The organism is Streptomyces sp. AP-93, assembly GCF_022808175.1.
In the GTDB taxonomy this organism is placed as follows: domain Bacteria; phylum Actinomycetota; class Actinomycetes; order Streptomycetales; family Streptomycetaceae; genus Streptomyces.
The window spans coordinates 83,623-97,149 of sequence record NZ_JALGBX010000003.1 but is presented as its reverse complement, the minus strand read 5'-3'; the positions used below and the strand labels follow the sequence as shown (position 1 = coordinate 97,149).

The window sequence follows — 13,527 nt, the reverse complement described above, 5'->3', positions numbered from 1 at the left end:
CTCGCTCCGGGGCCCTCCCGTCGTTCCGGTGGCGGTGGCCCGGCTTGGGGGCCGGGCCACCGCCACGCCTCAGGCCAGGCCCAGCTCCTTGCGGAAGAATTCCAGCTCCAGCGCCATGATCTTCTCCCGCGCCCCGCCCGGGGTCATGTGGGTGACGCCCGGCAGCGCGATGAGCTGGTGCGGGCGGCCCGCGTCGGTCAGGGCCTGGGAGAGCCGCAGGGTGTGCGAGGGGTGGACGTTGTCGTCGGCCAGCCCCGTGACGAGCAGCAGCGGCCGGCGCAGCCCCGCCGCGTCGGAGAGCAGGCTGTCCCGCTCGTAGACCTCCGGGTGCTCCTGGGGCAGGCCCAGGTACCGCTCGGTGTACGCCGTGTCGTACTGCCGGAAGTCGGTCGGCGCGGCCCCGGCCGCCGCCGCGTGGAAGACGTCCGGGCGGCGCAGCACCGCGAGCGCGGAGAGGTACCCGCCGTACGACCAGCCGCGGACGGCCACCCGGGTCAGGTCGAGATCGCCGTGGCGCGCCCCGAGCGCCTGCAGGGCGGCGACCTGGTCCTCGAGGGTGACCTCGGAGAAGCCCCGGTACATGGCGTGTGTGTGCTGCGGCGAGACGTACGCGGTGCCGCGGTTGTCGACGGTGACCACGGCGAAGCCCTGGTCGGCCCACCACTGCCGGTGCTGCCAGCGGCGCGGCTCGGCGCTGACGTCCTGCATGCCGGGGCCGCCGTAGCTGTCCATCAGGACGGGCAGCCGGGTGCCGGGGACGTGCCCGCGCGGCAGCACCAGAGCGGTGGGCACCCCGTGCTCGGTGACCCGCTCCAGTACCGGGACCACCCGGTACGGCAGCGGCTGCGACAGGTCGCCGGGAACGCTGGACTTCGGGTCGGTGGCCCGCCCGTCGGCGGTCCGCAGGACGCGCCGGATCCCGTCGGCGTCGGCGGAGCTCAGCAGCAGCGCCCCGGCGGAGGCAGCCAGGACGGAGTGCACCCCGGGCCCGTCCGCGAGCGGGGTCAGGTCGCCCGTGTCCGGGTCCAGCAGGAGCACCTGCTGCTCGGCGGGGTCGCGCTGCCCGGCCTCGATCAGCAGCCGGGTCCCGTGGGCGGCGGCCACCTTGCGGACCTGGAGCCCGTCCCCGGTGAGGAGCACCCCGTCCAGAGCGAGCGCGCGGGCCGCCCCGCCGGGGGTGTCGGCCGAGGTGAGCATCCTGCCGTCGGCCAGGCGCGCCGGGGTGCCGGGGAGCATGGGGTCGACCCACTGGGGATGCGTGGTGCGCGACAGCTCCCGGGTGCGCCCGGTGTCCGGGTCGGCGCAGAGCAGCAGCACGTTCTGCTGGAGCCGGTCCTGCACGGTGAGCAGGATCTCGGCGGGCGCGGTGTCACCCGGGGGCCACTGCGCGTCGGAGACGTACGGGTAGGTCTCGGTGTCCCAGTCGAGCCGCACGGCGGCGCCCCGGCCCGGTCCGAGCACCCAGAGCTGCACGTCGGCGTTGGGGCCGCCCGCCTCGGGGTACGCGAAGTCCTCAGCCGGGAGCTCCGGATGCGCGGGGTCGGCGAACCAGCGCCGCTGGAGGGCGGATTCGTCGACGCGGGCGGCGAGCAGGCGCTCCCCGTCGGGGGACCACCAGTGCCCCCGGTGCCGGTCGAGTTCCTCGGCGGCGGCGAACTCCGCGACGCCCCAGCGGGCTCCGTCGTCGGGGCTGACGCGGCCGCCGGGGATGGTGTGCAGGGCGTCGTCGGTGACGTAGGCGATGCGCGAGGCGTCGGGGTTCGGGCGCGGGTCGAAGACGGGCCCTGCGGTGGGGAGCTCCTTGGGCTGCGCGGGCGCTCCGGATTCCGCCGGGCGGGTGACCTCGTACAGGCGCCCGTGGAGCGCGAAGACGGCGGTGAGTCCGTCGGCGGAGAGCGCGTAGGAGCCGATCCCGGCGGCGACGAGCCGCGAGCGTTCGCGCAGCCGGCGTTCGACGACGGGGAGGTCGCCGGGCTCGGTGCACAGCTCGCGCGGGTCGGCAAGCCGGGTCTCGGTGGCGGTGGCGGTGTCGAGGGCCCAGAGGCTGTCGAAGGGATCGGTGGGGCCGGTCGAGCGGAGGAACCAGAGCAGCCGGCCATCGTCCCCGAATGCGAAGGCGCGCGGGGCGCCGTAGGTGAATCGGGCCGTGCTCGCGGAGAGCCTGAGGAAGTCATCCATGAGCCGTAGTTTGACATGTAAAATGTCACATAGCCTAGCCCGTTCGAGTGGTGACCTCGTGGACGCGGGCTTAGCGTCGTGAGGGTGGACGGGAACGCATCGCCGACCAGAAACGGGACCGACGGCAAGGTCCGCGGAAGCGGGAACGGGCTCGCACTCTTCGTCATCGCCTCGTGCCAGCTCATGGTCGTTCTCGACATCACCATCGTGAACATCGCGCTGCCGCACATCCAGACCGCCCTCGACTTCTCCACCGAGAGCCTCTCCTGGGTCGTCAACGCCTACACCCTGGCCTTCGGTGGCCTGCTGCTCCTCGGCGGCCGCGCCGGCGACATCCTCGGCCGCAAACGTGTCTTCATCTTCGGCGTCCTGCTCTTCGGGCTGGCCTCCCTCCTGGGCGGATTCGCGCAGAACGCGGGCCAGTTGATGGCAGCCCGCGCCCTCCAGGGCGTCGGCGGAGCCATCGCTTCCCCGACCTCCCTCGCCCTGATCACCACCACCTTCCGCGAAGGGCCCGCCCGCAACCGCGCCTTCGGCGTGTTCGCCGGAGTCTCGGCCGGCGGCGGCGCGATCGGCCTGCTCGCGGGCGGCATGCTCGTCGAATGGCTCAACTGGCGCTGGGTGCTCTTCGTCAACGTCCCGATCGCGGTGGTCATCGCCGTGCTCGCCCGGAAGGTGATCCGCGAGTCCGAACGCCACCCCGGACACTTCGACCTCGCCGGCGCACTGCTGTCCACCACCGGCATGGTCGCGCTCGTCTACGGCTTCATCCGTGCCTCGCAGGACGGCTGGCGCGACGGCTGGACGCTCGGTTCCTTCGGCGCCGCCGTGGTCCTGCTGACCCTGTTCACCCTCAACGAGAGGCGCTCGCCGCAGCCGATCACCCCGCTGCACATGTTCGCCGACCGCAACCGGGCCGGGACCTACGGGATCATGCTCATGCTGGCCTGCGCGATCTTCGGCATGTTCTTCTTCCTCACGCTCTTCGTGCAGATCGTGCTGGGCTTCAGCCCGTTGCGCGCCGGCCTCGCCTTCCTCCCGGTGAGTGCCGTGGTCGCGGTGGGCGCCGGAATCACCTCACAACTCCTGCCGAAGTTCGGGCCCAAACCCTTCATGGTCGCCGGAGCGCTCTGCTCGGCGGCGGGCCTCGCCTGGCTGACGCAGACCGACATCCACTCGACGTACCTGGGCAGCATCCTCGGCCCGCTCCTGCTCTTCGGTCTCGGCATGGGCCTGCAGTTCGTCTCGCTGACTCTGATGGCCCTGTCCAACGTCCCGGACCGGGAGTCGGGCGCGGCCTCCGGGCTGCTCAACTCCATGCAGCAGGTGGGTGGTTCGCTCGGCCTCTCCATCCTGGTGACCGTCTTCGGCACGGCCAGCCGCAACGAGGCCAAGGACCAGGTGGCGGGCTTCATGCGTACGGCTACCCCCGAAGAGAAGGCGTTCTTCGCGCGCACCCGGCAGTTCCCCAAGCCGTGGAGCGACCAGGTGCTCACCTCGGGCATCAGCGCGGCTTTCGTGGTGGCGGCCGTGTTCACCCTGGTCGGAGCGCTGATCGCGCTGGTCGTCATCCAGGTACGGCCCTCGGACATCGCCCGCCTCCAGGGCAACCACAAACCGACGGAGGCGGCAGGGGCGGCGGGGGTGAAGGAGCCGTGAGGCCACTGCGCGTCCGCCGGTGAGGCTCGGGTCGCGCCCCCGCCCCCGCGGGCGGCGGCCTACGCCCCCAAGCGACGGATCCGGCAGCGCGCGGGACCGGTGGTGCGCAGGGTGATCCCGGCGGCCACGGAAATCTCGGTGTCCACGGCCTCGAACTCGTAGGTCCGCAGCAGCATCGCCAGCGCGATCACCGACTCCAGCATGGAGAAGTGCTGTCCGATACAGGCGCGCGGACCGCCGCCGAAGGGCAGCCAGGCGTAACGCGGCCGTCCCGCCTCCGCCTCCGGGGTGAACCGGTCGGGATCGAAGCGCTCCGGGTCCGGCCAGTAGGCGGGGTGTCGGTGGGTCACCCAGGGCGCCACGATCACATCGGCGCCGGCCGGGATGGTGTACCCGTCGACCTCGGCCGCGGCGACCGAGCGGCGGCCGAGGACGGGGGCCGCCGGGTAGAGCCGCATGGCCTCCTTGAGCACCTGGGTGAGGTACGGGAGCCGGTCGAGATCGGCGGCCCCGGGCGTACGGTCGCCCAGGACCGCGGCGATCTCGGCGCGGGCCCGGTCCTGGAAGCCGGGATGGCGGGCCAGCAGGTGGAGCGAGAACGCGAGCGAGGTGGCGGTCGTCTCGTGCCCGGCGAGCAGGAAGACCAGGACCTGTTCGCGCAGTTCGGTGGCGTCGAACTCCCCGTCGTCCGCGCTGCTCGCGGCGGCGAGCAGCGACAGCAGATCCTCGCCTGCGCCTGTGCTCCGACGGCGCTCGGCGATGATCCCGTCGCACACCGCGTACAGCTCGTCCATCGCGGCCGCCGCCCGCTTGTTGCCCGGAGTGGGCCAGTCGCGGGGCACGTTGACGGGGGAGTAGCCGCGGCGCATCACATAGGCGGTGATGACCGGAAAGCACCGGTCCACGACATCGGCGGTGGCGTCCACGTCGGTGCCGAAGAGGATCCGGGCGACGGCGCGCAGCGCCAGGGCCATCATCTCGTCGGAGACGTCGACGACCCCGTCCGGCGCCGCCTCCCAGGAGGCGAGGGTGGAAGCGGTCTCGGTCGCGACGGCGTCCGCGTACCCGTCCACCCGGCGCTTGGTGAACAGCGGCTGCACCAGCCGTCGCTGGCGCAGGTAATCCTCGTCCTGGCTGGTGAGCAGACCGTTGCCGAGGGCGTCGCGGATCTCTTGGTACAGGGCGTTGTCCTTGCGGAAGTTGGCCGCCTGCGAGGCCAGGACCTGCTGCGCTCCCTCCGCCGAGAACACACAGTGCAGCTCGGTGCGCAGGCCCGGCGGGCCGGCCGTGATCCGCACGATGTCACCGTGCAGGTGCTGCGCCCGCCGGTACGTACCGAGGGCATCCGACGTCAGGTCGGCGAGCGACCCGAGCAGCGGGGCACCCTCCAGCCGGGGTATCCCCGTACGGTCGCTGCTGCCTGCCCGTGGTGCTTGCGCTGTTGCCATGGCTCCGCCCTCAGAACTGTGCCGTCAGGCCGATTCTGAGGGCGGCCGCCCACCGGAGGCGAGGGCCGGCCGGGGCGCAAGGCCGAAAATCGCCGCAGCGCGGGGCGGCCCCTCCCCCCTCCTCCTACTTGTCGCAGGCGATGCCGTCGTTGTCCCTGTCGAGGTGCTTGCCGTAGCCGGGCTGGCCGCGCCGGATAGGGGCGGCGCCGGCGGCCTTGGCCTCGGCGCAGTTCTTGTAGTAGGTGTCCTTGGGCGCGGGGGCCGGGGTCGGGGAGGACGCCGGCGGCTTCGCCTTGCCCGTCGCGGCGGGGGCCGGCGTCTTGCCGGAGCCCGGGGTCTGGGGCGGCGCCGGGGTGCTGGCGGGCCGCTTCAGGGCGGCTCCGGCCTTCTCCGGGCACGGGGTGACCGTGTCGGTGAGCGAGATCTCGGCGGCGCTGCCGGACGGCAGCGGGGCCCCGGCCGCCGGGGTCTGGAAGCAGACCCGCCACACCAAGTGGACGGTGGGCAGCTCGACGTCGGAGTAGGCGCTGCGGACCTCGACCGGCTTGGTCAACAGCTTGTTGACGAGGTTCTCGGCCTCGAAGGCCGGTTTGCCGACGAGCGCGGGCATCACGGGCGTCGAGCCGGGCTTGTCGGAACTCGTCGTGGCCGTGCCCCCGCAGCCGGCGAGGGACAGGACGACCGCGCCCGTCATCGCTGTCATGGCGACACCCCTGCGTCTGTGGTGCGTGCTTCGCTGGAACACATGTCCCCCCATGGGCCCCCCCATGGTCGTTGTTGAGGCGAACCGCCGCAGAATACGGTGATCATCCCCGCGTGCGTATGCCGAACAGGGAACCGGTTCCCGGGGTTCCGGTCCCGGGCAGGCCCCGCAGTGGATCGAGGGTGCGCGGGACGGGCGCCGCCGAAGGATCGTTACGCCTCAACTCTCCCCACTATCAAGGCAGTCGGCGCGATCTCCGACACGCTCACCATCGAGTGAGGATGCCCGTGCGGGCGCTGCGCGGGCGCGAGGCTAGGCGCGTGATCATCTCTGCCCTACGCCGTCGCGCCGCCGTGCTCGCGACCGTCCTCGCCGCAGCCCTGCTCCCCCCGGCCTCCGCCTCCGCGTCGACCCCCGCCTCCGCCCCCGGATCGCTCCACGCGGCCGCGGCCGCGGCCGCTCCCGCGAACTCCTGCCCCCGAGTCCAGAACCACCTCTTCGCAGCCGCCGACGAACGCGTGGAGGTGGAGCGCATCACCCCCTCCCCGTCCTGGCGGATCAACTGCAAGCAGCTCTACCGCTCGGACGGCCGCCCGCCGTCGGTGGTCTTCGAGGAGGGCTTCCTGCCCAGGGACACCCTGAACGGCCAGTACGACATCGAGAGTTACGTCCTGGTCAACCAGCCCTCCCCGTACGTCTCCACCACGTACAACCACGACCTGTACAAGTCCTGGAAGAGTGGCTGGAACTACTACATCGACGCCCCGGGCGGGGTGGACGTCAACCAGACCATCGGCGACACCCACAAGTACGCCTCCCAGGTGGAGGTGGCCTTCCCGGGCGGCATCGCACGCTCGTTCATCGTGGCCGTCTGCCCGGTGGACACGGTGAAGAAGATCGAGATCATGGACCGCTGCGAGGACAACCCGCACTACGAGCCCTGGCGCACCAATTGGTCCTGACCGGCATCACCGCAGAGCCTCCGCCACGTTCCAAGCGGAGGCTCTGCACTGCACGACGACTGCGAAGGCGGCCGGGTCAGCCTTCCTGGCTGATCGGGGCCATGTTGCATGCGGCGTAGTCCTGGAAGACGGGGACGCCCTGGGACCCGATCTCGGTCACGCCGAGAACCGGCCCATCTCGCTCCGCGGGCCGCACCCGGCTAACTCCGGTAACCCCAGCGCGCACGGCCGTCCTTGCCCATGAAGCACTTCGCCGGGCGTCCGTCCGCCGTCGTCGCGATGGCTCCGACGGGGGAGCAGAACCGGCCGAACTGGACGCTGGTCGTTCCTCCGCCGCCGCTCGTGCCGCCCCCACTCGTGCTGCCGCCTCCGGAGGAGGAGCCGCCGCTGCTACTGCCCCCGGAGACCGACCCCTTGCCGTCGTCCTTCGGCGGCGTGGGCGCCGGGGGTGGAGTGGGCGTCCGCCGGGGCTCCGGGTGGAGCCGAGTCCCTTCCCTGTCCGGGCATTTCGCATTCGGCGCGGCCAGGGCCACGCGCTGCCCGCCGATCGTGATCAGCTCTCCCGCGGCCGGCCCTTGGATGCACACCAGCCAGGCACCGGGATCGGCCGGGAGGGTGACGTCCGCATAGACGGTCCTGCCCTGGAGAGCGCCTCCACCGAGGGCTTCGATCTGCCTCGCCGCGTCGGCGTGCGTGGACCCCACGATCTGGGGCATGAGCCGGGCCGAAGGCGTGGGGCTGGGGGAGGCCGTGACCGTGACGGTCACGGTGGGCCCCGGTACGGGCTTCGTCGGCGTAGTTTCGGAGCACGCCGCGACGATCAGGAGCAGCAGGAGGAAGACCGTCGCCATCCCGCCGCACCCCAGGACGGTTCTCTGCGGGGAACCGAACCGGCCCGGCGGCGGGGGCTGGTTCGGTATGGAGTGGCCGTAGGGGGGGGCAGGTTGGGCACGAAGCTCCTCTGACGCTTTGCCGGATTCCGGCGGAGCGTAGCGCCCGGCCGATGAGGCCGCTGGAGCATCCCAAGACATGCATCCCAACGAGCTCGTGCATGGTGGCGGTGCGACGCTGGATCGTGATCCCTGATCACGTTCGTGTGGTGGGGAACGGGTCTCGTGCAGCGATCATCAGCGACCGGATGATCACAGGGCTCTCGGCCGATGTGATCGCCGAACTCGTCGCCGAGGTAGGCCCGTTATGGCACGAACGGCATCAGACAGGACTGGAGTCCAGGCCGCGGAAGCGGGCCGTCGGTGCTGGTGCAAAACACCGGCTGGTCTTCATCGACCGGCTCCTGGCCACGCTCGTTCACCTTCGCCACGGTGCCACTCACGACGTGCCGGCCTGCTGGTTCGGTGTGGACCGCTCCACGATCAGCCGGGCGATCGGCGAGGTGCGGCCCCTGCTCGCAGCCCGGGGCTGCACCATCGCGGCCGGCATCAGACTCCGCACCCTCGCCGAGGTCATCGACCACCTCGGTGCCGGCGGGCAGACCGGGATCATCGACGGCACCGAGATCCGGGTCCGCAGGCCCGCCGTCGGCCGCAAGGACCGGGAGAAGTTCATCTCCGGCAAGAATAAGCAGAACGCCGTCAAGGCCATGGTCCTCACCGACGCCGACGGCAGGCTCCTGTTCTTTAGCCCAGCCCAGCCGGCAAGCTGTGCCGACATCACCCACGCGCGGCAGTTAGGCCTGGTCAAGCACCTGACGGGCAGCCCAGTGGCCGTGGAGATCCTCGCCGACGCCGGCTACCAGGGCCTGGGCGCCCAGACCGGCGGCCGCGTGGTGACACCACCGCACCGCAAGTTCAAGAAGAACCCGCCGGAGTGGTACGAGGAGATCTACGAGCGTCAGCGCAAGGCGCACTCCTCACGCCGGATCCGGGTCGAGCACGGCATCGCACACCTCAAGAACTGGCGAGCCCTGGCCCGCCACCACGGCCGCCGCGAGCACATGAGCGACACGATCCAAGCCATCGCCGGACTGCTCTCACACCAGCAGACCGCCACCCGCGGGGCCCGTCAGCCACAGTGACCACCGGGCCGAGACCTGCACCTTCGACGCGTCATCGCCAACCATGCACGAGCTTGCAAGAGATGTTGCGGAACTTGCGGAACTTACAGCACGGCGCCGCGACTTGAGGAGATACTCCAAGCGCCGATCCTGACCAGCGCGGGAGTAGTCGTCGCTGGCCCAGGGCGGACACACGGCTCCGGAGACCCCGTGGGTCTCACACCGGGCCGACCAGGCAGACGGTCCAAGTCCCTGCTGGGAGACAAGGGTTACGGCAGCCGTCACGTACGCACCGAACTGATCGGCCGTCGGATCATCCCCGCCATCTCCCGGCGTGGCGAGCCCGACATCCTCGGCCTGGGCAAGCGCTGCTACGTCATCGAGTAAACCTCTGCCCTGCTCCACCAGTTCAAACGCCTCGCCACCTGCGGAACGCCGCCTCGAAGACTCACTCATCTCGCTCGCGTGCGCCCTCATCTGCTGGCGAAGACTCAACAAGCCGACGGCGTCATCGTTATGGGCTCATAGACGGATCTGAACTGTGGAAACGAGTTCGGCGATGGCTGTCAGTGTCGGGATCTACGCTGGAGCGGACTACCCACACCGGACAGACTGGAGCAGCACGTGGTCAACGCGGAGTCGCCCGACGCCGAGCACAGCACCTTGGGCCGGGCGATCGCCAGACTCGTCGACAGCTGTGGAACCGATATCGCGATGAAGTGGCGGAAAAAGACCGGCGTGCTCTGCCACGACAAGCACCTGATACCCGCCATGGGCAAACCGCATAGCGGACGGTGGGACACGGAGAGCGACGCAGTGCTGTGGTATCTACTTCGGTTGTACATCACCGGCAACCTTGTCATGGCTCATATCCCGGTCGGGGCCACGCCGCTCGGGGACAAAGAACGGCGGCGCAACCAAGAAATCCTGGACCAGGCACAGCTGCGAGGGGTTACCGCCGTCGTCGATCAGCAGCAGAGCGGCGCGCCGTGCGACGGCTGGGTCCGCATCAAGGCTGCCGGGATGTGTGAGCGGCTCACCTTCAAGGACACGCACCGAGGGACCTCTCATTTTTCCATGGATGGCGTCGAGTTCACCCCGCACGTCGAGGGTGATCGCGGTATTCCGCTGGAGATCGGGAACTCCGACATCACACGGACGCTTGCCCATCTCCGTCAGTACGGGGCGGTCGTCCGATGGCCCTATGGCAGCGACAACATGATTCTTCTGACGCTGCACGGTGACGTAAAGGTGATGGGTCTCGATGCATTCTTCGCGAAGGACATGAGGGCCAATGTTGACAAGACGCAGTCGCTTGTCCTCGGCATTACCAGCGCCATGGACGAGGCGCTGTACGTCTCGCAGATTTCCGACGCTCTCTTTGATCTTCCCCCTGAGGTGGCCGCTGACCGGGAATTCGAACTCCGGGTCGCCGCAATCATGGCCGCCAGGCTCGTTCGGGCCATTCCAATTGCTATGTTTGTTCACGTTGACCGCAAGATAACTGGCCATTCCGGACCGCCGACCAGAATGGTCAGCGAGGAGAACGGTGTCACCAAGGTTGTCAGCCGAGGGGTTACTGTCTACGCGAAGGCGGCGGGGCCACAGCACGACTGCGCGGATCCGATGGCGCTGAAGCTTGAGTCCCCTCCCGGCCCCTACAGTCAGCTCGGGGCTAGGCTCAGAGCAGCCTCACCCAGTGGGCTCATCGCCGTGCCGCCAACCATAGCGCGTTCATACCTGCGGACTGCTGTGGGCAACTGCGACATCGAGGAGCTGCACGTGCTGTTCGAGGCTGTGGATGAGCTGCAGCGCCAGGGGTTGGAACCGAGCGCTGCCACGTGACTCGCTCGGCGGCGCAGTTCCCAGCGGACGGCGAGTCGTTTGAACTGGTGGAGCAGGGGGAAGGGCTGCTCGACGTCCTAGGCGTGTCCGCAATGTCGGTTGGTCGTTGGCCCGTTCGTGGTGCGTCGTCATGAACTGACTGATCAGGCCTGGGATGTCATCGGGCCGTTGCTGGCTCCGCCGAGGATGGGTCGTCCGGGGCGGGACCGGCGACAGGTCCTGAGCGGGTTCTTGTGGAAGTTGTCCTCCGGGGCTGCCTGGCGGGACCTGCCTGAGCGGTATGGGCCGTGGAAGACGGTCTGCGAACGGTTCCGCCGCTGGTCAGCGGATGGAACCTGGGACCGGCTGCTGGTCCATGTCCAGGAGCACGCAGACGCGATCGGCGAGGTCGACTGGTCGATCGTGTACGTCGAATCGACGATCGTGCGGGCCCACCAGCACGCCGCCGGGGCCCGAAAAGGGCGGCCCTGGACTGGCGAGGCGCTCGGCCGCTCCCCGCGGCGGACTGAGCACCAAAATCCACCTCGCATACGACGGACGGGGCCGGCCGCTCGCGTTCACGATCAGCGGCGGGTGCACCCAGTTCGAGCCGGTCATGGCCCGCATCCGCATCGCCCGGTGCGAGCCCGGTCGGCCCCGGACCCGATCCGTCCGGGTGGTCGGCGACCAGGGCTACTCGTTCCGAAATGCCATTGTGGACACGCCCTAGCGGAGCTTGCCCATGCCCTGGACCAGGCGAGCTGGCTGGCCGCGTTCCGCTCGGCGAGCAGAATCCGGTGCAGCTGGTCGAAGACTCCGGCCTGCTGCCACCGCTTCAGCCTTCGCCAGCAGATCTGTCCGGAGCAGAAACCCAGCTCAGGGGGCAGGAGTTGCCAGGCGATGTCGTTGCGGAGGAGGCGCAGGATGCCCTGAGCCACTTCTGTGCGTCCGTACTGCTGGACGCGGGGGACAACATCAAGGCCCTGTCGGAGTACCTCGGGCACGGCGATCCGGGGATCACGTTGCGGACCTGTGAGCACCTCATGCCGAACAGTCAGGCGCGAGCGCGAAGGGCCGTCGACGGGGTCTCCGCGAGGGCGGAGACACCGGCGACGGCCCAGAGACGGCCCAGGTGGATGGGAAGGCGTCCTGACCTGCAGCGGACTTAGATGTCCCGGAAGATCTCGATCTGCGCGCCCACCGAGTTGAGGCGCTCCGCCAGTTCCTCGTAGCCGCGGTTGATGACGTAGACGTTGCGCAGGACCGAGGTGCCCTCCGCCGCCATCATCGCCAGGAGGACGACCACCGCCGGGCGCAGGGCCGGCGGGCACATCATCTCCGCCGCGCGCCAGCGGGTGGGGCCCTCGACCAGGACGCGGTGGGGGTCCAGGAGTTGGAGGCGGCCGCCGAGGCGGTTGAGGTCCGTGAGGTAGATGGCGCGGTTGTCGTACACCCAGTCGTGGATCAGGGTCTGGCCCTGGGCCACGGCCGCGATGGCGGCGAAGAAGGGGACGTTGTCGATGTTGAGCCCGGGGAAGGGCATCGGGTGGATCTTGTCGATCGGCGCTTCGAGCTTCGACGGGCGGACGGTGAGGTCCACCAGGCGGGTGCGGCCGTTGTCCGCGGTGTACTCGGGGGAGCGGTCGTGGTCGAGGCCCATCTCCTCCAGGACCGCGAGCTCGATCTCCATGAACTCGATCGGGACCCGGCGGATGGTGAGTTCGGATTCCGTGACGACTGCCGCGGCCAGCAGGCTCATCGCCTCGACCGGGTCCTCGGAGGGGGAGTAGTCCACGTCCACGTCGATGTTCGGGACGCCGTGGACCGTCAGGGTCGTGGTGCCGACGCCGTCGACCCGGACGCCGAGCGCCTCCAGGAAGAAGCACAGGTCCTGGACCATGTAGTTGGACGAGGCGTTGCGGATGACGGTGGTGCCGTCGTGCCGGGCGGCGGCCAGCAGCGCGTTCTCGGTGACGGTGTCCCCGCGCTCGGTCAGCACGATCGGGCGGTCCGGGGAGATACCGGCCTCGACCTGGGCGTGGTAGATGCCCTCGGTCGCGGTGATGTCCAGGCCGAAGCGGCGCAGGGCGATCATGTGCGGCTCGATGGTGCGGGTGCCGAGGTCGCAGCCGCCCGCGTAGGGCAGCTTGAAGTGGTCCATCCGGTGGAGGAGGGGACCGAGGAACATGATGATGCTGCGGGTGCGGCGGGCCGCGTCCGCGTCCATGGCGTCCATGTCGAGGCGGGCCGGCGGTACGAGTTCCAGGTCGACGCCGTCGTTGATCCAGCGGGTGCGGACGCCGATGGAGTTCAGGACCTCCAGGAGGCGGTAGACCTCCTCGATGCGGGCGACCCGGCGAAGGACCGTACGGCCCTTGTTGAGCAGCGAGGCGCACAGCAGGGCCACGCACGCGTTCTTGCTCGTCTTGACGTCGATGGCGCCGGACAGACGGCGGCCGCCGACCACGCGCAGGTGCATCGGACCGGCGTAGCCCAGGGAGACGATTTCGCTGTCGAGGGCTTCCCCGATGCGGGCGATCATCTCAAGGCTGATGTTCTGGTTGCCGCGCTCGATCCGGTTCACGGCGCTCTGGCTGGTGCCGAGAGCGTCCGCGAGCTGACTCTGTGTCCAGCCCCGGTGCTGCCGGGCGTCACGGATGAGCTTGCCGATGCGTACGAGGTAGTCGTCTGCCATGGATGCACCGTATCTCAGATATGAGATGTTGCCCGCGATGGGTG

Annotated in this window: 11 protein-coding genes and 1 pseudogene; 6 read left to right on the top strand and 6 right to left on the bottom strand. The window is 69.8% G+C overall.

What is annotated here, in order from left to right:
• Positions 1 to 69: 69 nt before the first annotated feature.
• Positions 70 to 2,178, bottom strand: a complete 2,109-nt coding sequence (locus tag MTF69_RS06420; RefSeq protein WP_243331498.1) for a prolyl oligopeptidase family serine peptidase — start codon at positions 2,176 to 2,178, stop codon at positions 70 to 72.
• A gap of 84 nt (positions 2,179 to 2,262) precedes the next feature.
• Here MTF69_RS06420 and MTF69_RS06415 point away from each other — a divergent pair, with 84 nt between their 5' ends.
• Positions 2,263 to 3,837 carry an MFS transporter gene (locus tag MTF69_RS06415; RefSeq protein ID WP_243331496.1) on the top strand — a complete coding sequence of 525 codons (1,575 nt, stop codon included), beginning with the start codon at positions 2,263 to 2,265 and terminating at the stop codon, positions 3,835 to 3,837.
• Positions 3,838 to 3,896: 59 nt separating this feature from the next.
• Here the strand turns inward: MTF69_RS06415 and MTF69_RS06410 are convergent, their stop codons facing one another.
• Positions 3,897 to 5,285 (bottom strand): cytochrome P450, encoded by a 1,389-nt coding sequence (locus MTF69_RS06410; RefSeq protein ID WP_243331494.1) that lies wholly within the window; start codon positions 5,283 to 5,285, stop codon positions 3,897 to 3,899.
• 124 nt (positions 5,286 to 5,409) lie between these two features.
• Positions 5,410 to 5,988, bottom strand: a complete 579-nt coding sequence (locus tag MTF69_RS06405; RefSeq protein WP_243331492.1) for an excalibur calcium-binding domain-containing protein — start codon at positions 5,986 to 5,988, stop codon at positions 5,410 to 5,412.
• Between the two features lie 320 nt (positions 5,989 to 6,308).
• On the opposite strand from MTF69_RS06405, the gene MTF69_RS06400 reads away from it, so the two are divergent.
• Entirely contained in the window at positions 6,309 to 6,950 is a 642-nt protein-coding gene (locus MTF69_RS06400; RefSeq protein WP_243331491.1) for an ADP-ribosyltransferase, read from the top strand.
• 200 nt (positions 6,951 to 7,150) lie between these two features.
• On the opposite strand, the gene MTF69_RS06395 is transcribed toward MTF69_RS06400, so the two are convergent.
• The gene (locus MTF69_RS06395) at positions 7,151 to 7,801 is read right to left on the bottom strand and encodes a hypothetical protein (RefSeq protein WP_243331490.1); all 651 of its coding nucleotides are present in this window, start codon (positions 7,799 to 7,801) and stop codon (positions 7,151 to 7,153) included.
• Positions 7,802 to 8,088: 287 nt separating this feature from the next.
• On the opposite strand from MTF69_RS06395, the gene MTF69_RS06390 reads away from it, so the two are divergent.
• From MTF69_RS06390 to MTF69_RS06375, 4 genes and pseudogenes are all read left to right on the top strand, one after another.
• Entirely contained in the window at positions 8,089 to 8,985 is an 897-nt protein-coding gene (locus MTF69_RS06390) for a transposase family protein (protein ID WP_243331489.1), read from the top strand.
• Between the two features lie 189 nt (positions 8,986 to 9,174).
• Positions 9,175 to 9,351, top strand: a complete 177-nt coding sequence (locus tag MTF69_RS06385; RefSeq protein ID WP_243331488.1) for a hypothetical protein — start codon at positions 9,175 to 9,177, stop codon at positions 9,349 to 9,351.
• Positions 9,352 to 9,588: 237 nt separating this feature from the next.
• Positions 9,589 to 10,809: a hypothetical protein gene (locus tag MTF69_RS06380; RefSeq protein WP_243331487.1), complete on the top strand. Its 1,221-nt coding sequence runs from the start codon at positions 9,589 to 9,591 to the stop codon at positions 10,807 to 10,809.
• Positions 10,810 to 10,908: 99 nt separating this feature from the next.
• A pseudogene (locus MTF69_RS06375) lies at positions 10,909 to 11,488 on the top strand (IS5 family transposase); the annotation flags it as partial.
• Here the strand turns inward: MTF69_RS06375 and MTF69_RS43670 are convergent.
• Both MTF69_RS43670 and MTF69_RS06365 read right to left on the bottom strand, forming a co-directional pair.
• Complete coding sequence (locus MTF69_RS43670; protein ID WP_374322258.1) at positions 11,403 to 11,726, bottom strand: transposase; 324 nt, start codon at positions 11,724 to 11,726, stop codon at positions 11,403 to 11,405. The pseudogene MTF69_RS06375 and the gene MTF69_RS43670 sit on opposite strands and share 86 nt — an antisense overlap.
• 227 nt (positions 11,727 to 11,953) lie before the next feature.
• The gene (locus tag MTF69_RS06365; protein ID WP_243331486.1) at positions 11,954 to 13,483 is read right to left on the bottom strand and encodes a UDP-N-acetylglucosamine 1-carboxyvinyltransferase; all 1,530 of its coding nucleotides are present in this window, start codon (positions 13,481 to 13,483) and stop codon (positions 11,954 to 11,956) included.
• Positions 13,484 to 13,527 lie beyond the last annotated feature (44 nt).

Bases quoted from the DNA above. Each gene is read 5' to 3' on its own strand.
- MTF69_RS06420 (WP_243331498.1), bottom strand. From the start codon at position 2,178: ATGGATGACTTCCTCAGGCTCTCCGCGAGCACGGCCCGATTCACCTAC.
- MTF69_RS06410 (WP_243331494.1), bottom strand. From the start codon at position 5,285: ATGGCAACAGCGCAAGCACCACGGGCAGGCAGCAGCGACCGTACGGGG.
- MTF69_RS06405 (WP_243331492.1), bottom strand. From the start codon at position 5,988: ATGACAGCGATGACGGGCGCGGTCGTCCTGTCCCTCGCCGGCTGCGGG.
- MTF69_RS06395 (WP_243331490.1), bottom strand. From the start codon at position 7,801: ATGGCGACGGTCTTCCTCCTGCTGCTCCTGATCGTCGCGGCGTGCTCC.
- MTF69_RS06390 (WP_243331489.1), top strand. From the start codon at position 8,089: ATGATCACAGGGCTCTCGGCCGATGTGATCGCCGAACTCGTCGCCGAG.
- MTF69_RS06365 (WP_243331486.1), bottom strand. From the start codon at position 13,483: ATGGCAGACGACTACCTCGTACGCATCGGCAAGCTCATCCGTGACGCC.